This window comes from Bradyrhizobium sp. Ses1 (genome assembly GCF_059512365.1).
Window position 1 is genome coordinate 129,687 of sequence record NZ_JCAMOQ010000014.1, and the last position, 17,428, is coordinate 147,114.

The following is a 17,428-nucleotide window of genomic DNA, read 5'->3' on the forward strand; positions in this document are numbered from 1 at the left end:
GCAAAGGCGCTGTCGCCGTCTATTGCCGGCCGTGTTGCCAGTGCGTGGTCACCTCGGTGCCCGTCTTGTTCAGATGCACGTGCTGGTCGACATGGTCGACCCAGGACAGCGGAATGAAATGATGGTGCTGTCCGTCGGGCGAGCTTTGCTTGGTCAACTTGATCTTGTCGGTTCCTTCGAGATGATCGACCTTTCCGACCGTCTTCCGGTCCGACGAGATGACGTCCATATGTTCCTTGATCTCTGCGGCCATTGCCATGTTTTATCTCCTTCACGTTTGCGGAGATGAACGTTTGGTGATCGCAAAGGTTGCCCACCCTACGAAATCACTTCTCCTCCGCCGCGGTCGCCGTCGCCGGTCCTTCGCCCATGATCAGGAGCACGGCGTCCTCGTCCTTGGCGCCATCCCAATGCACCTGCTTGCCGTAATGGGTGACGAAACTGCCGGCGGGCATCGCCACGGTGCCCTTGTCCGGATCGAACTTCGGTCCCGATCCAACCCACCAGGTGCCTTGCAGCACGACGATATAGCGGTCGTTCGGATGAAAATGCGGATGGCTGAAATGGTTGCCTTTGGTCCACTTGGTATAGACCACGTAGAAGCCGGGCTTTGCGGGATCACCAACCACCACGGCATTCTGCGCGCCGCGCGCATCCACCGGTCCCCAGGGGATCTGGTCAGGCAACTTATAGACGACGGCGGCGGGATTGAGCTCGGCGGCGGAGCCGATGCTCAGCGTGGCGGCAAGGGCGAGCGGGATCGCAAGGTAACGCCAGGTGCTGACGATCATGACTTCCTCCCGTTTTCGGATGGACGCTTAGGCCTGTCTATTGGGCTCGTCCATCTCCGTTGTCCTCGATGCTAGTCGGGGGCGCTCGCAAAGGACAAGACGCACGCATGCATGCGTGATCGGCGGATGCGCGGCTTGCCGCACAACGCAACTGCAGCATCGAAATCGATTTGCGCTCGCACGCCGCCGTGATTAGTTTGCCCGCACAAATCAAAACAACATCGGGAGGATGCTTTTCATGAAACATGCGTGGACGCTTGCGGCCTGTCTTCTGATCGGCACCGCTCTGTCCTTCAATCTCGCTGCCGCCGAGGGAGACGGCTGGATCACGTTGGTCGACGGCACCAAAAAGGGCGATTGGGACGAGGTGGGCAAGGCGAACTGGACGTTGAAAGACGGCGCGCTGGTCGCCGACAAGCTCGACGGCAAGGATCTGTCCTATCTCGTCAGCAAGACTCCCTACAAGGATTTCCAGATCAGAGCGGAGTTCTGGACCGACGAGGATGCCAACAGCGGCATCTTCATCCGCTGCGACACCAACAAGACCATTGATTCCAAGGTCTGCTACGAGGTCAATATCTTCGACAAGCGGCCCGATCCGACCTACGGCACCGGCGCGATCGTCGATGTCGGCAAGGTCAACCCGATGCCCAAGGCGGCGGGCAAGTGGAATACCTTTGAGATCACGGCGCAGGGCCCGCATCTCGTGGTCGTGCTCAACGGCGAGAAGACCGTCGACGCGCAGGACAGCAAGCACGCGAGCGGTCCGATCGCGCTCCAATATGGCTCGGGCGTGGTCAAGTTCCGGAAAGTGCAGATCAAGCCGTTGTGACGGTTCTCCCTCCCCTGCAAGGGGAGGGCAGGGTGGGGGTGAACCACGAACCCAGGTGCTCGGTGGAGAGAGATGCTCCCCACCCGGTTTGCGCGTCCGCGAAAACCGACCTCCCCTTTTCAAGGGGAGGTGAAGAAGCGGCGCTCACGCATATTGCTTGTCTTGCTGACGGCTCTCCACCACGGGATTGAGCTCGTTCAGGATGACACCGACCAGCTTGCGCTCCGCTCCACCCAGCGCGCTGAGGATGTCTTCCATGCAGTCGTTGATATCGAGATGGACCGGCAGCACCGCGAGGAGGCCATCGGCGAGCTCGAGGAGTTTGCGATCCGCCGCGCTCCACGGCATCGCCGGCCCGTCGAGAATGATGAGATCGTAACCGCCAACGGATCGCGCCTGCGTGACCGACTTGCGGATGGCTTCCGCGGCCCTGGCGTCGTCGCCCTCGATAACGGGCAGGATGGAAATTCCGTTCGCCGTGTTGATGGCACGCGTTGCCTTGCTGCCGATGCTGAGCCAGCCGAGGCGGCCGGCCTCGCGCTTGCCGAGCCTGGTAACCTTGCCCGACAATTCGCGTTTCCGATGATCGGCATCAATCATCAGCACCTTGGCGCCGTCGCGCGCGGCCGAGAGCGCGACGTTCAGCGCCACCACGCTGCGGTCGACGGATGGTCCCGCGCCGATCACCGCCATGACCGGCACGCCGCTCGCGGATGCGCGCTTCTTGAGGGTCGCGGACATGTCGCGGATGGCGCCGAGGAAGGTCATCAGCGGAAAACCCGCGCGCAATGTCGGCCAGCCCAGCCGTGTGACGTCGGCGATCTGGCCGCCGGTGAGGATGCCACCCAGCGTGCGCATCACGTCGGATTCCTGCAGCCGGGCGATCACCGGCTTCTCGATGACGCTGACCGCCGCCTGCGGCGCCGGCTTGCTGAGGACCGGCTGTTTCGCGGGCGCCGCCGTCGCCTGTTTCTCGGGCGAGGTCGACTTGCTCGGCCGCAGCGGGTCGGCGCCGGGCGCAAGCTGGTCGACCGCGATGATCCAGGCAGCGGCCGCGAGCCCGCCGAGCACGAAGCCGATCATGGCAAGCAGGCTCATAGCCGGTGGAAAGGTGCGCCGCTGCGGCACTGTGGCTTCGCCGATGACACGTGCGCTCGAGGTATTCAGGCTTTCCTGTTCCTCCGTCTCGCGCGAACGCTTGAGGAAGGACTGGTAGACGTCGCGACTCGCCTCGACGTCGCGCTCGAGCTCGCGTAGGCGCACCGAGGCCTGGCTCATCTGCACGCTCTGGCGCTTCTGCGCGTCGAGCGCCTTGTTCAGCGATGCCTCATAGTCGCGAGCGCGTGTCAAATCGTTCTTCGCGGCCTGCGCGAAGCGGTCGATCTCTTCCCTGATGGTACGGCGGAGATCCTCGACCTGCTGCTCGACCTGCCGGAGCGCCGGATGCCGCGGGCCGAGTTCGCTCTGCAGCTCGGCCTGCCGCTTCTTGGCATCGGCATATTGCGCGCGCAGGTTCGCGATGGTCGGCGATTGCAGCGCCTCGGGGATCGCGCCGGGGTCGCTCGCATTGCGCCGGCTGGCCTCGATTTGGTCGTATTTCGCCTGCGCATCGAGCGACAGCGCCCGCGCGGCGGCGAGCCGCTGGTTGCTGGCGGAAAGCTGCTGGTCGGCGATCAGCGTGTCCTGGGTGCCGACGAAATTGTTCTGCGCCTTGTAGACCGCAAGCACGTTCTCGGCGTTGCGCAGCCGTTCCTGCAGTTCCTTCAGCCGCCCCGAGAGATCTCTGGTGGCGCGCCGGGCGGCGGCGGCCTGCGATTGCTTGGATTCGGCGAGATAGGCCGTAGAAAGCGCGTTGGCGAGCATCGCCGCCTTGACCGGCTCATAGGACCAGACGTCGATGTCGACGACGAAGGTGCGGTCGGTCTTGCGCACATTGATATGACGACTGAGGGCGTCCAGCGCGCTCATCGTCGCCTGGTGCTGCTGTTCCACCGTCGGACGCTGCTCGATCCCGACCAGGCCGAGCAGCGCGCCGAGGAGGCTCTTGCCGTCGCCGCCGCCGCCGAATTCCGGGTCCTTGTCGAGATTGGTGTTCCTGATGACCTGCAACAGCACGCTGTTGGAGGTGATCACCCGCGCCTCGCTGTCGACCACCATTGCGAGACCCGAAACGTCCTGCGCGCGCGGTGTCAGCTCTCGCTCGACGAGCTGCAATTCGCGCGGGTCGACATAGAGCTGCGCGGTCGCGGTGTACTTCGGAGTGAGGCTCTTGCCGATCCCAACCGCGATGCAGGCGCAGAGCAACGCGGCAGCCGCGATCGCGGCTTTGCGCCGCCATAGCAGCATGACCAGGTCGATCACGTCGAAGCCCTGGCTTCGGCGTGGCTCGCCGGCATCCCGGCTTTTGGCCTGGCTGTTTATCGGCTGGTCGTAATCAAGCATCGACCCCAGCTTCCATTCCAAACGCCGCACGCATCGGCTGAGGGGTTACTCTTCGGGCTGCGCGATGCGCGAGAGCGGACCGCGCGGCAACAACGCAGCAGGAAAAATTAACCATAGTCTTTGAGAGACTATTCACTGAAAAGGCAAACAAAGCGTTTAAGCGCTCGCGCATCGGAACGCCTCTGCCATGGTGAGCGCCGGAATATTCCGCTTCGCCGCCGTTTCCAGCGCGTGATTCAGCAGTTCCGGCGAGCAGCCGTACAGGCTGGGCCGCGTGGCAACGTCGTGACTGTAGAAAATTAACCAACCGTTATGGATTTGCGCCTCGTCGAAGGCGCGCTCGATTGCATCGCGATCCATCCGGCGATCGATCAGCGGCATCGCGCGCAGGAACTGCAGGTCGACATTGCCGAAGTTCACGCCCTCCACGATCGAGCGGCAGGTCGCAAATCTGGACTTGAGCAGATATTTGTGCGCGAACGAGCCATAGCCGAATGGATAGGCAAAGGTTTCGATCTGCATCGACGGATCGAGCAAGTCGAAGTAGCGGCGGTTGCAGGCGATGTCGCAGGCAAGCGAGGTCTCATCGAGATCGCAGGCGCGCCGGTGCGAGAAGGTGTGGCAGCCGATCTCGTGACCGCGGCGATGCAGCGACAGCACGTCATCATCATCGCCGGAGCTCCAGTCCGCCGTATCGACGCCGACCAGGCCGCCCGACACATAGAAGGTGCCGCGGGCGCCATGTGTCTCGAGCAAGTCGGCGCCTGATGTCACCGCGCTCTTCGGCAGGTCGTCGAAGGTGAAGCTGACTATCGGCGTGGCGTTGCGCAGCCGAACCCGATCGACCGGCAGATGCATCGCCAGCCGGTGGCTGACCTTCACGACCGCTTCGGACCACAACCCGCGCATTCTCTCACAGTTTCCGCAGGATCACGTGGTAGTCGCCGTGCCGCACGTCGGTCCTGCCGGGGAGAAAGAAGTTCATCGCTTTCGCGGCGGCATCGACCAGCGCGGCGAGCAGGGGCTTGCGCAGGCGCATCTCCGGATAGCGCGGGCTCTCATAGACCTTGCGGTAGATCACTTGCAGGCCATGTGCCCTGGCGAAGGCTTCGAGCTTGCCCAGCGTGACCAGCGGATGGAAATGGGTCGGGAACGGCGCCTCGCCCGGCAGGCCGGCCTTCTTGTCGCCGCGGACATAGCGATAGAACCAGACGTGAAACCAATGCGGCGAATACTTTGTCACCATGCCCGATAGCGATTTCGGATTGGGGGCGCCGATCAGGATCAAGCCGTTCGGCTTGATCGCCTCGCAGAAACCGCTGAGCGCGGCCTCGACATCGGGCACGTGCTCGATGACGTTGTAGCAGACGATGAAATCGAAGCTTTTCGGCGCGAAACGATAGGTCTGGATGTCGCCCAGGATCGTCGCCTGTGCGTACTGGTTGTTCTTGACCTGATCTTCGTCGATGTCGACGACGGTAATATGGCTGCGGCGCAACACCTTGAGCGGCAGGAAGCTGGTCGAGCCGCCGCCGGCCTCGTAGATCGCGAGCGGGCCCGCCGGCAGCGCCGCCTCCAGGATGCTGTGCACGGTGAGGAGACTCTGCCGCGCTTCGCCCGGCGGCAGGTCGAGCAGCGACTGTGGATGCGCGGCCGGCCCAGCCGCGTCGACCACGGGGAGCGTTGCATGAATGCGATCAAAGGTAAGGGTATCGGTCATTGCCTCTTATCCAATGTTGCTGTTTGCGAATTTTGCTCTGAATGCCATGAGGCCATGCTTCAGTCGGCCGCGAATGCGTGCGATGTCGAACAGCCAGGCCAGGACGGCGTAGGTGAGGATGCCAACCACCGCCAGCACGATGCAGGCGGCGAGATCCGGAATGCGCAGGATGCGATCGAGCGCCGCGACCGTCAGCGCCATCGCGAGCGCGGCGATCAGGACCAGCGCCAGCCGGCCGAGCGGCAGCGGAACGCGGAAGGCATAGCGGGTAAGCACCAGCGCACAGGCAAAGCCGATGATGTCGGCGCCGAGCCGCGCCCAGGCCGCGCCGACAGTGCCGTAGTGGCTGACCAAAAGATAGGACAGGATCACATTGGCCGCGATCAGCGAGGCGGTGTTGACGAGATAGAAGCCGTTGCGGCCCGACAGCAGGAAGCTCGCATGCAGATATTGCTGCGTCAGGACCTGGAACACCACGGCGACCGCAATCACCGGCATGATCTCGGCCGCAACCTCGCGAAAATCGGCGCCGAGGATGACGTTGGCGACATGCCCGGAGATCACGGCAAAGCCGAGCGAAGCCGGCAGCGTGATGGACAACAGCAACTCGAGACATTCGGCGAGATGCGAGCGCACCGCGCCGTCACCCTGCTTGGCGTGGATCTGGACGGCGAGCGGAAAAAACGCTGCCGCCATGCTCATCGCCGGCATCATCAGCGTCTGGCGGACCAGGTCGAGCGAGGCGACATAGCGGCCGGCATCGGCCGCACCGACCAGGTTGGCGATCATGAAACGGTCGGTGACGCTGGCGATCGCAAGCAGGGTCAGCGAGAGCGTCAGCGGCAGGCCGGTCCTGGCCACGGCCACGAGCGAGGTGCGATCGAAGCTGATATGCGTGCCGCGCCAGGCGGTGCGCGACTGCACGAGCACGGCGAGCAGATAAGCGAGGGCAGAAGAGAGCAACAGCCAGAAGCCGTTCGGGCTGACCAGCGCGACGACAATGCCGAGTGCGAGCACGGACACAGCGCGCATCAGCGTCGCCTTCATCACCGAAAGCGCCATCAGCCGCGCGCGAACCAGGTCCTGCGTCAGCTCGAACAGGCCGATCGCGACCGAGAGCACAACTGTAGCGAACGCCGCAGTGCCGTCGAGGCCCGCGAGCCGGGCGAGCACATAGGCGATCGGCGCCGTCAGGCAGCAGATCATATAGCCTGACAGCACAAGGCCGCGGACGTCGGTGCCGTCGTTGCGGGCGTGCTCGCTCAGGATCAGATTTCGGAACCAGCCGACCAGGAACACGCTGATCACGGAGGCGAAGCCGATGCCGAGCAGATAGACGCCGTAATCATGCGGCGAGAACAGCCGCGTGAAAACGAACACGCTGAGCAGCCCCAGCAGCGCCGAGAGGATGTTGGCGGTCAGGTTGATGCTGGCTTGACCGATCAGCATAGCGCCGCAAACTCCGTGCGGTCGCCGCTGCTGGTGAGCGAGAGGATCTCGTTGCTGTCGGCGATCGAGGCGCGGATGGTCTCGACCGGCGTTCCGGAGAAGGATGCGATCGAGAACGCGACGTCGTCCTTGCTGGCGCGGCGCAAGAGATCCTGCAGCTCGCCTTTGTTGAGCCGCGGATCGTCCCAATAGCTGACGCAGGGCGTGCTCGGGACCGCGGTATGCCGCAGCGAGGCCGCGGCATCGTTCTGTACGAAATAGCCGTACAGCATGTATTCGGAGAACTCGCGGGTCTTGCACAGCGCCTCGATCCAGTCGAGACCGGTGACGGCCTCGATGCGCTCGGCCAGCGCTCGGGTGGTCTGCTTGTCCCAGAAGATGATGTGCCCGATGAAATCGTCGGCCGGGAACGGCGGCGTCGGCAGCCCCAGCAGTTCATGGCTGGTCACAAGCCAGCGCGAATGCCGCGGCTGGTCTGCGGTCACCATATCAGACATGGTCAGCATCGGGATCGCGTTCGGATATTCGAACCGCGTCAGGTCGAAGTCGCGGAAGAACACAATGTCGGAATCCAGGATGCAAAAGCGCTGGTGAGGCAGTGCAATGGTGGCGGCGATCTTCAGGATCTGCTGCACATGCCAGCCGTTCACCGGCTTGGCCCGCAGCGACCACCAGAACTGGCGGCGGCGGCGCTGGATCATGCGCGGCAGCGGCCGCAGCCAGTCGGGCAGGAAGGCCGAGGCCGGGATGATGACGCGATGCTCGCTGGCGAGCGGCGCGAACAGCGGCAGGTCGCAATCGGGAACCAGGAGATAATGCTTGGAGAACGAGGTGACATGCCGGTCCACGCTCTCGCAAAGCAAGGTACAGATTTCCAGGTCGCGCCCGTAAGTCGGGGTTAACAACGCAACTGGGTCCATCTCGTAGATCTCTCTGGCGATCACGTTCACGGTTGTCGCTTTCCAAGCCGCGGTTCTTCTCGGTGAGCCTTTCAGCAAGATCGATGCCGAATCGGCGCATCGGCCGCGGCCGGGATCGCCGTTGGTTAATTTTGTTTGCGTTGATGATCGCCGCGCCGTTAAGGCGCGAAGTAACCATAAGAAGCCGTGCTCCGTGTGCGTCGGCGCGGCTTGCCCGTATATTGCAGAGCGTGACCCGCGAATCGCCGATGCCGTTCGGAGCGGGTATGCGTGCATGTGGGACTACGGGATTTCTGCGCGGGGTCGCCGCGGGTGATGCGAAGACTGTGCCATCAGTTCGTTTCGGCACAGCCGTTCCGTCGGCGGTGTCCGCTTTTGAAACGGTGGGCAAGAGGTTGACGCCATTGCTTCGCAAGCTCGCGAGGACAGCACATGGCTGGAATTGAACGATTGAGCCGGCGGCGGTTCGTCGGCGGGATGCTGACGGCCTCGATCGGCGCAGTTCTCGGCGGCGTCGCCACCGCGCGCGACGCAGCCGGCGCAACCTCCCGCCTCGGCGCCGATCCTGCGCGGTTTGCCGGCGCCTTCGTGAACTGGGAGGCTGATGGCCGTGAGCATGCGTTGCAGGCCTGGGAGAAATGGCTGAAGCAGAAACCGTCATCTGTGCTGGGTATGGATTTCTACGGCCAATCGACCTGGGAAGATTTTCGCAAAGTGGATTGGGTGCCGGGCATCTGGAGACGGCTTAATCCGAAACGGAACGTGGTCTGGTCGATGCCGCTGACGATCACGGGAACGCCGCTGGTCGATGTCGCGGACGGCCTGCACGACTCCGAGTTCGAGGCGGCGGCACGCGCGATCTCCGATGCGCAGCCACGCGCGATCATCCGGCTCGGCTGGGAGATGAACCTTTCGCAGATGGGCTGGTTCGCCAAGGGCCAGGAAGCCGATTATATCAGGGCGTTCCGGCGCGTTGCGGAGATCTTCCGCCGCGCGTCCAGCGAGTTCAAGTTTGATTGGTGTCCCGGCTGGGGCGCGCAGGAGATGCCGGCCGACCTGGCCTATCCCGGCGACGACGTCGTCGACTATATCGGGCTCGACGTCTACGACTTCAAATCGGAAGGCTCGGTGGAGGAGCGCTGGCAGACGCTTTACCTCAAGGCGCCGTTCGGTCTCGAATGGCATCGCGATTTCGCCGCGCGCCACGGCAAGCGCATCAGCTTTCCGGAGTGGGGCGTCGGCCATGCCGGCGACAATCCTTACTTCATCCAGAAAATGCACGACTGGTTCGTCGAGAACCGCGACAGCATCGCCTATGCGGCCTACTTCAACGTCGATGGCCTATGGCCGACACAGATCGACACCGGCCGCTTCCCGGAGTCGGAAAAGCTGTTCCGAAAGCTGTTCGGAGGTAGGTGACCTCGTAGCCCGGGTGGAGCGCAGCGCAACCCGGGATATCTCCAGCAACGTTTACCGGCGGTCCCGGGTTACGCTGCGCTTCACTCTGGCTACGGCATTGTTCGGGCGGTAGCAGCTCTGTAGCCCCGGGTTACGCTGCCGCTTCACCCGGGGTGCGATTGCTGTTGACTTCGTTCGCCTGGGCCTTTGTTCCGGTCAACAGGGTCAGGCCCATCTTGAGCTTGTCCTGCAGCGTGCGCTGGGCAAGGCAGGTGAAGAGGCAGAGCTTGTCGCAGGCCACGGTTTCCTTGCGGCGCATGCGCGCTTCCTCGCTGTACCAGATCTCGCGCGCGGTCTGCGTGCGGACGTTGCCGATCGGCTTGAAGAACCAGCAGACCTCGAGGCGGCCGTCGGAGCGGATGAAATAGTTACGCATGCCGACCCTGCAGGGCATGACCTCGGGCGGCGCCTTCTCGCGGCGGAAATGACTGGGCCAGGCGTTCAGCACCGCCTCGCCGTTGAGGATCGGCGCGCCCTGGCGCTTCAGCCGCAGCAGCTCGTCGCGGACGGCGATCAGATCGTCCATCTCCCGTTCGCCGATCCACAACTCGTCCTCGACCTCCTGCGTGCCCATCTCGACCGGCTGGAAGCTCAGCGCTGTGGCGCCGATCTGCTGGATCCAGTCGACCATCTGCGGGAGCTGGCGGAAGTTCAGCCGGTGCACGACCGGCTTGATGATGATTGGAAAATCCAATCCTTCGGCGCGGCGCTTCTCGGAGACATTCCGGATGCCCTGCACGATGTCGTTCAGCGAATTCTCGACACCGCGCGAATAGTTGTGGATGTTCGGATCCCGCGAGTCGATCGAGATATTGATGTTGAAGGGATGCGCCTCGACCGTCTGCGCGACGATCTTCTTGTTAAGATAGGCGCCGCCATTGGTGGTCACGCCCCAATGGATGTCGTTGTCGCGGCAGAACCGGACCAGGTCGAGGAAACCCTTCTTGATATAGGGCTCGCCGCCGGCGAACTCGACATGATAGGCGCCGATGAATTCCTTCAGGCTGGAGAGCGCGCGCTGCCATTCCTCGATCGACATCTCCTCGCGGTAGTTCGGGCGACGCCAATAATCGCAATAGCGGCACTTGTAATTGCAGCGCTCGACGACCTCCGCGAAGATCGCGGCTGGCCGGGTGACATCGCGGCCGGTGCGCAGATAGAGCTCTTCCGACAGCGCGTTGCGGACATGCTTTGTGCCCAGCGAAACGAGGTCTAGCGCTTTCAAGGTGAAACCTCAGACGTTTGCGAGTGTTGTTACGGTCTCGATCGATTTCTTTGTCGTACCGAGAGACAGCAAATCGAATGCCAGTGGGGATGAAGGCTCTTCGTGCCGGCGCTCGCGACGCGTTTAACCTTAACGAATTGCTGCCGACGCGCAGGCCATCGCGCGCGCATCGGTGCGAATCGAATGCGGTCGAGCGCAAACCGCGCGAAATGTCCCCCGATTAACCCTCGCAAGAGATCGTCGCAGCGCCGTGCGCGGCTGGATCGGATTTTGCCATGACACGGCCATACCCTGCGAATCGCTTTGGTGCGGCTCCGCTCATCAACGATTTCGGGACGATTGCGTCCCATGATGGTGGCGTGACCCGTTCTGGGACGGCGTGTCGCGGATTGGGATTGAAGCCATGAACAAGATGTCGATTGCGACCGAGTTTCTTGCAACGGACCGCGCCTGGGTCGCGGCCTCGCCCGGGCTCGACTGCTCGGTCGAGACCGTGGTCTGCATCCCGAGCTTCCGCCGGCCGCAGCATCTGCGGCTGACGCTGGAATCGGTCGCGGCACAGCGCACCGCGCGCCGCTTTGCGGTCGTGGTGGTCGAGAACGATGCGGCCAATTGTGAAAGCGCGCCGGTGGCCGCGGAATTTTTGGCGTCGGGAAGGCTGAATGGCCTCTGCCTCGTCGAGCCGCGGCAGGGCAACTGTTACGCCATCAATGCAGCTTTCGAGACGGCGCTCGCAACCTTCCCGCAGGCCGCGAACTTCCTGATGATCGACGATGACGAGATCGCCTCGCCCGATTGGCTCGAGCGCATGATCGAGGCCGCCGAGACGACCGGGGCGGACGTGATCGGCGGGCCGGTCTGGCCGCATTTCGACGACGAGCGCAAGCGCGGCCTGAAGCGTCATCCGGCATTTGCGCCGGCCTATCATAGCAGCGGGCCGGTGCCCGTGATCTATGGCTGCGGCAATTGCCTGATCCGGCGACAGGTGTTCGCCCGCCTCGGCAGTCCCGCGTTCGATTTGCGCTTCAATTTCCTGGGTGGCGGGGACCATGATTTCTTCGCACGCTCCCGCCGCGCCGGCTTCCGATTCTACTGGGCGACGGATGCGACCATCTCGGAGACGGTGCCGCGGAGCCGGACCAAGCTCGGCTGGATCGTGCGGCGCGGCCTGCGGATCGGTGCGATCAATTATCACATCGAGCGCAAGGGTGCGCAGTCGACGTGGTCGCGTGCCGCTGTGATGGCCAAGATGTTCGGCCTGGTGCCGTTCTCGCTGTTCCGCGCTACGCGCATTGTCTTGAAAGAACATCAACCGATCATCGCCATGCATCCGATGATGGTCGCGGTGGGCAGCGCGCTTGCAGTGCTCGGCATCGAGCCACGGCCTTACGCCGCCTCGAAGATCGTTTCGTGACCGAGTTCCTCATCACGTCCGAAGCCCGGGCTGTCTTCGCCGATGTGTGGCGGCGGCCGGTGATGGATTTCGTCCGCGCCGCGGCCTTCATCGGCATCCTGCTACTGGTGTGGATCTCGCTGCATCCGTTCGACGATCTCAGCGACATGCGCGTCGGTGAGGTGACCTCCGGCAAGGAGGCCGTGCTCTACGCGCTGTTCGGCCTGCTCATGGTGCTGATGCTCGTGTTGACCATGCGCGACAACATGCCCGCGTTGGCGTCGCTGCTGACCCCGGCCTATGTGCTGTTCGGGGTTTGGCTTTGCCTGACGGTCGTACTGTCGTTCGATCCGGCCACCTCGAGCCGCCGCTTTGCGCTGTCGGTATTCGTCGTGGTGGTGACGGCAACGGTAATGCTGTTGCCGAAGTCGCAGAGCGAGTTGATGCGCTGGTTCAGCATCGCCGCGCTGGTCTTGCTCGCGACCTGCTATCTCGGAATCTTGCTGGCTCCGAACCTGTCGATCCACCTGGCGACGGACCCGCAGGAGCCGGCGCTCGCCGGCAATTGGCGTGGCGCCTTCGGGCACAAGAACGTCGCCGCTGCGATAATGGCGATGATGATGTTCCTCGGCGTCTACTTCATCCGCGCCGGCGGATGGATCTCCGGCGTCATCGTCATGGCGCTCTCGGCCTTGTTCCTGGTCTATTCCGCGGGCAAGAGCTCGCTCTCGCTTTGCCTGGCCGTGCTGCTGCTGACCTCGCTGACGTCGTTCGTTCGTTCCTTGTGGGGACGCGGATTGATGTTGTTGCTGCCGCTCATCGTGCTCAATCTGTTTAGCGTAGGCACGGTGCTGAGCGACACGCTGGCGTCAATCGCAAAGCTGCTGCCGCTGGATACCAGCTTCACCGGCCGTTCCGACATCTGGGTCTTTGCCGTCGATTCGCTGCATCAGCGGCTCCTGACCGGCTATGGCTTCGAAGCCTTCTGGGGCAGCAACGCGATCACGAATCTGAAGGAAGGCAAGGAATGGGCGGGCTACGCCTCGCACAGCCATAACGGTTATCTCGACACCGCGCTCGGCACCGGCCTGCCGGGTCTCGTGTTTCTGATCGCCGCTGTTGTCGTCAAGCCGCTGCGCGACTTCCAGGCTGCCGACGAGGGCGGCAATGACGGCCCGCTGTCGATGATGTTCCTGCGGATATGGCTGTTCGGGCTCTATCTGTCGTCGATGGAGAGCTTCTTCCTCGACCGCGCCGATCCGATCTGGGCGACGTTTCTGATCGCCGTGTTCGGCCTGCACTATCTCGCGCGCTTCCGTTTGCGGGCATAGATGACGGTCGCCACCGTCGTTGCCACATCGTGCCACCAGCCGGTGAAATCGAAGGGCGCCTGCGGCGGTGGTTGCTTCGCCGCGGCCAGGATCGCATCAGCATAGGCCTCGCCCGCCGATCCGCGCGGAACCAGGACGATCGCGCCGCGATCGATCAACTGCCTGAAGCGCGGATGATGGTCGAACTCGTCCGCTAGTGCGGGGCCGGTCGCGACCAGCGGCCGGCTGGCCTGCGCGCAGGTGAGGATGCTCGAACGGCGGGCTGTGATACCTTCGTCCAGCGGATAGCAGAAGGCATCGACCTCGCCGAACAGGCCGAACACTTCGGCATCCGAGGCAACGTAGCCGGAGACGATCACGTCCTCACCGAGGCCAAGCTCGGCGGCGCGGGCGTGGAAATTCTCCTCGACCTTGTCGACGCCGCGAATAAAGGAGCCGATATAGACCAGCAGCGGCCGCAATCCGCGAGCCTTCAGGATTGCGCCGATCTCGAGCAGCGCATTCGGCTGCTTGCCCGGATAGATCGAGCCGAAATGGCCGATCACCAATTGCCCGCTGGCGCGTGCCGCTGATAGCCGTTGCCGCAATTCGGAGTCTTCGATCTTCGAGGGCGCCTCGACGTTGGGCGGCAGTGGCGCTAACACGGATTTCGTCACGGCGGAGCTGACCGCAGCGTCGTCGGCAAGCTCCTTCCGCACCAGCGGCGAGAACATGACGATGCTGTCGGCAAACCACACCGCGGGGATGTAGGTGATCCGCCGCATCCAGTTCAGCCCCGCCCATTCATGTTCGACCAGGACGACCTTGCGCCGCCGGAGCTTCGCGATTGCGAGCGCGATGAGCGGCCGCAGGATCACACGCTTCCAGGCCACGATCGGAAAATTGCAGATCACGCTCTGCGCCGAACCGACCGCGCGCCAGATGTCGCGGAGCGATCCCCGGCCGCGCGTCAGGGTTAACGTTTGGCTACTGCCGGGATCGAGCTTTTCGATCGCGTCAGTCAACAAGCGCGTGAACTGCCCGACGCCGCAATGCATCTCGGCTCCCGCGCCGAGGAACAGCGCCCGATATCGGGGTGTGGAGGTCATCGCGCAGCGGCAGGGCTTCCGGGGTGATCTCGGTTAGCCATACCGCGCAGACCTTAGCTTCCGGTAAGCGCCCGAAACAGTGCCGGCACCGATTTTGCCAATCCTGGCGTGAAGGCTGCCCGTTCGTCCCGTAACGGGACATCGGATGATCAAAACGACGCAAGGCGACCAGGAGCGCGACATGACGACAGGCAAGATCTTCACCAAATGGGACGACACCCATTCGGAGCTCTGGAGCCATCAGCCGATCCGGCTCGAGCATGCGATGCACAAGCAGCCCGCGTTCTCGATGGACGAACTCGCGAAGCTGATCGAGAACTATCCGCGCGAGCATTACAGCCTGGTCAAGACAGGTGCGAAGGGTTCCAGCCGGGTCTGGCGCGAAGGCGAGATCGGCAAGCTCAGTGGCCGCGAGGTGATCGAGGCAATCTCACGTGGCGGTCTCTGGCTCAACCTGCGCAACGTCACTGCCGTCGATCGCCGTTTCCGCGTGATGGTCGACCAGATGTTTGCGGAGGTCGCGGCCAAGGTTCCCAGCTTTGATGCGCCGACGCATCAGGCAGGCATCCTCATCTCCTCGCCAGACGCGCAGGTCTATTACCACTCCGACCTGCCGGGGCAGGGATTGATCCAGATCGCCGGCCGCAAGCGCGTCTATATCTATCCGAACACGCCGCCGTTCATCCGGCCGGAGCACCTCGAAGACATCGCGCTGTTCGACGTCGAGGTCGATATTCCCTATGCGTCCTGGTACGACCAGCATGCGCAGGTGATCGATCTCGAGCCTGGCCAGATGTTGAACTGGCCGCTGAATGCGCCGCATCGGGTCGAGAATCTCGGTGTCGTCAACATCTCGATGACGGTGTCCTACGTCGACGACGAGATCCGGCGCGCCCAGATCCTCAATCTCGCCAATGGCATGTTGCGTCATCGTTTCGGCTACACGCCGAAGAGCCGCAGCCTGCACGGTCCGTCCTTCTTTGCCAAGCAGGTGATGCAGAAGCTCCTGCGCGACGGTAAGTGGGTGAAGCGCGAGCGTGCCGTGCGCCGCCCGATCGACTTCCGTCTCGACGAGATCGAGCTTGGCAAGATCGTCGACTTGCCGAAGGCGGCGTGAGCGCGGCATGCGGCGATGACGGTCCTTGCGACATCGGCGGGCAGGCTCTCGGCGCGGGCAGAAGCACGCGCGGCCGGCTACCGCATCGAGATTCTTGCGGACTGGAAGCAGGCCGCGGCGCGGTGGGGCGCATTCGCTCCGCCGACAGCGTTCCAAAATCCGCTATGGTATGAAGCCTGGTACGCCGCCTTCGCCGATACCGACGGCGTCTCGCCGGTGATCGCCTTCGTCACCGATGCCGCGACCGGCGAGCCCGCCGCGCTGTTGCCGTTGATCCGTCATCGGCAAGGCAGCATGCAAACCATCGCGTTCGCAGACCTTGATCTCACCGATTACAACGCGCCGTTGCTTGGGCCCGCCGCGCCGCGCGATGCCGCGGCAGCGCGTGTCTTCTGGCGCGACCTGCGCGCCGCGTTGCGCAAGCTGCCCGGCGGCGCCGATCTCATCCGCTTGCGCAAGGTCACATCCGATCTCGACGGCCGGCCCAATCCGTTGGCGCTGCTCGATGGCGCGGCGGTTTGCCCGGTTAATGGCAACCTCGTCACCACGGGCGACGATTACGACGCCTGGCGCTACACGCTGGAGCGGACGGTGCGCAAGGAGCTGGAGCGGAGCTGGCGCGTGTTTACGCGCGATCCGACGGCGAACTTCGCGATCGCCGCGGACAGTGATGAAGCGCTTCGGATTCTCACGACCACCGAGGCTCAGCAAAGCTCGCGGATGCAGAGCCTGGGAGTCAATTTCATTCTCAATGACGAGAATTGCGCCGCGTTCTATCGCGGCCTGGTCGGCAGCGGCACCGGCAGCGGCTACGCCATCGTGTCGGCACTGACAGCGGGCGAGGAGGTGGTGGCAACGCTGCTCGGTGTCCGCAACGGTTCGCGCTATGTGATGATCCGCATCAGCAACGCCGGCGACAAATGGAGCAATTGTTCGCCGGGCCGGCTGATCATCGAGCGCACCATGGCGGCGCTGCACAAGCAGGGTGTGCGCGAGTTCGATTTCTCGATCGGCAACTACGCCTACAAGCGCCGTTTTGGAGTCAAGCGCCTGCCATTGCTCGATATCAGCGCTGCCTTGAGCTGGCGCGGATTGCCCCATGCGCTCCGCGATCGGGCCGCGCAGGAATTGCGCAGATATCCGAGGCTGACGACGTATCTGAAACGCGCGCTCGGTAAGCCGCCTTCACGCGAAGAGAGCTGATCGCGACACAGAAGGTGGGCAAATGAGCACAGCGACGTACCCACCATCAACACTCCGCTCGTGATGGTGGGCACGCTTCGTTTTGCCCACCTTACGCACCAACGCCGCTTCAATGCAGAATTGTCACACTCACGAGGATTGTGTGGGTGTTCCTTCTATGTTCGCAAAAGTCCACAATTGTGATCGCTGCAGCGCCGTATGCTGGCTTCCGGGTTGGGCCACCGGGGAATGTTCCGCAAGGAGAGCCGACATGCCAGCCTACATCCATCACCATGCCGTGGAACCGGACTTCATCATGTGCCCGAGCTGCGCAGGTCTTCCGATGTTCGTCACGGATGTCGCGCCGCATTGGAGCCTGGCCAAGATCGACTTCACCTATGAATGCTCCGATTGTGGTGCGCAGATCAGGCAAACGGTGACACAGCCGGAGCTGTTGAATTAGAGCCGATCAAACCTGAT

16 protein-coding genes are annotated in these 17,428 nt (G+C 63.3%); 7 read left to right on the plus strand and 9 right to left on the minus strand.

All coding sequences use genetic code 11. From position 1 onward, the window contains the following. Positions 1-19 precede the first annotated feature (19 nt). Positions 20-259, minus strand: a complete 240-nt coding sequence (locus AC5ZG5_RS18655) for a DUF2171 domain-containing protein (protein ID WP_028168725.1) — start codon at positions 257-259, stop codon at positions 20-22. Positions 260-326: 67 nt separating this feature from the next. Next, complete coding sequence (locus AC5ZG5_RS18660; protein WP_130226867.1) at positions 327-791, minus strand: cupin domain-containing protein; 465 nt, start codon at positions 789-791, stop codon at positions 327-329. Positions 792-1,029: 238 nt separating this feature from the next. Here AC5ZG5_RS18660 and AC5ZG5_RS18665 point away from each other — a divergent pair, with 238 nt between their 5' ends. Continuing rightward, complete coding sequence (locus AC5ZG5_RS18665) at positions 1,030-1,623, plus strand: 3-keto-disaccharide hydrolase (protein ID WP_130226866.1); 594 nt, start codon at positions 1,030-1,032, stop codon at positions 1,621-1,623. A gap of 144 nt (positions 1,624-1,767) precedes the next feature. On the opposite strand, the gene AC5ZG5_RS18670 is transcribed toward AC5ZG5_RS18665, so the two are convergent. The 5 genes from AC5ZG5_RS18670 to AC5ZG5_RS18690 all read right to left on the minus strand — a co-directional run bounded on the left by AC5ZG5_RS18670 (position 1,768) and on the right by AC5ZG5_RS18690 (position 8,184). Beyond that, positions 1,768-4,065, minus strand: coding sequence for a GumC family protein (locus tag AC5ZG5_RS18670; protein WP_456643217.1), 2,298 nt, complete (start codon positions 4,063-4,065; stop codon positions 1,768-1,770). Between the two features lie 156 nt (positions 4,066-4,221). Continuing rightward, complete coding sequence (locus tag AC5ZG5_RS18675) at positions 4,222-4,974, minus strand: polysaccharide deacetylase family protein (protein WP_130226864.1); 753 nt, start codon at positions 4,972-4,974, stop codon at positions 4,222-4,224. A 4-nt stretch (positions 4,975-4,978) separates the two neighbouring features. Beyond that, positions 4,979-5,785: a class I SAM-dependent methyltransferase gene (locus AC5ZG5_RS18680; RefSeq protein WP_130226863.1), complete on the minus strand. Its 807-nt coding sequence runs from the start codon at positions 5,783-5,785 to the stop codon at positions 4,979-4,981. A gap of 6 nt (positions 5,786-5,791) precedes the next feature. Beyond that, positions 5,792-7,234, minus strand: coding sequence for a lipopolysaccharide biosynthesis protein (locus AC5ZG5_RS18685; RefSeq protein ID WP_456643216.1), 1,443 nt, complete (start codon positions 7,232-7,234; stop codon positions 5,792-5,794). Continuing rightward, on the minus strand, positions 7,228-8,184 hold the full coding sequence (locus tag AC5ZG5_RS18690) for a DUF6492 family protein (protein ID WP_456643215.1): 957 nt from the start codon (positions 8,182-8,184) through the stop codon (positions 7,228-7,230). The genes AC5ZG5_RS18685 and AC5ZG5_RS18690 overlap by 7 nt, the downstream gene beginning before the upstream one ends. Before the next feature lie 402 nt (positions 8,185-8,586). Between AC5ZG5_RS18690 and AC5ZG5_RS18695 the strand changes: the two genes are divergently transcribed. Further along, positions 8,587-9,573 (plus strand): glycoside hydrolase family 26 protein, encoded by a 987-nt coding sequence (locus AC5ZG5_RS18695; protein WP_456643214.1) that lies wholly within the window; start codon positions 8,587-8,589, stop codon positions 9,571-9,573. A 130-nt stretch (positions 9,574-9,703) separates the two neighbouring features. Here the strand turns inward: AC5ZG5_RS18695 and AC5ZG5_RS18700 are convergent, their stop codons facing one another. Then, positions 9,704-10,837, minus strand: coding sequence for a radical SAM protein (locus AC5ZG5_RS18700; protein ID WP_130226859.1), 1,134 nt, complete (start codon positions 10,835-10,837; stop codon positions 9,704-9,706). A gap of 403 nt (positions 10,838-11,240) precedes the next feature. On the opposite strand from AC5ZG5_RS18700, the gene AC5ZG5_RS18705 reads away from it, so the two are divergent. Then, positions 11,241-12,251: a glycosyltransferase family 2 protein gene (locus AC5ZG5_RS18705; protein ID WP_456643213.1), complete on the plus strand. Its 1,011-nt coding sequence runs from the start codon at positions 11,241-11,243 to the stop codon at positions 12,249-12,251. Beyond that, positions 12,248-13,561 carry an O-antigen ligase family protein gene (locus AC5ZG5_RS18710; RefSeq protein ID WP_456643212.1) on the plus strand — a complete coding sequence of 438 codons (1,314 nt, stop codon included), beginning with the start codon at positions 12,248-12,250 and terminating at the stop codon, positions 13,559-13,561. The genes AC5ZG5_RS18705 and AC5ZG5_RS18710 overlap by 4 nt, the downstream gene beginning before the upstream one ends. Here AC5ZG5_RS18710 and AC5ZG5_RS18715 read toward each other — a convergent pair. Further along, positions 13,531-14,649 carry a glycosyltransferase family protein gene (locus tag AC5ZG5_RS18715; protein WP_456643211.1) on the minus strand — a complete coding sequence of 373 codons (1,119 nt, stop codon included), beginning with the start codon at positions 14,647-14,649 and terminating at the stop codon, positions 13,531-13,533. The genes AC5ZG5_RS18710 and AC5ZG5_RS18715 overlap by 31 nt on opposite strands. Positions 14,650-14,794: 145 nt before the next feature. Between AC5ZG5_RS18715 and AC5ZG5_RS18720 the strand changes: the two genes are divergently transcribed. From AC5ZG5_RS18720 to AC5ZG5_RS18730, 3 genes are all read left to right on the plus strand, one after another. Beyond that, a complete protein-coding gene (locus tag AC5ZG5_RS18720; RefSeq protein WP_456643210.1) occupies positions 14,795-15,766 on the plus strand; it encodes a cupin-like domain-containing protein in 972 nt (323 codons plus the stop codon). Between the two features lie 15 nt (positions 15,767-15,781). Next, a complete protein-coding gene (locus AC5ZG5_RS18725; RefSeq protein WP_456643209.1) occupies positions 15,782-16,969 on the plus strand; it encodes a GNAT family N-acetyltransferase in 1,188 nt (395 codons plus the stop codon). Between the two features lie 250 nt (positions 16,970-17,219). Then, complete coding sequence (locus tag AC5ZG5_RS18730; protein ID WP_028166985.1) at positions 17,220-17,411, plus strand: hypothetical protein; 192 nt, start codon at positions 17,220-17,222, stop codon at positions 17,409-17,411. Positions 17,412-17,428 lie beyond the last annotated feature (17 nt).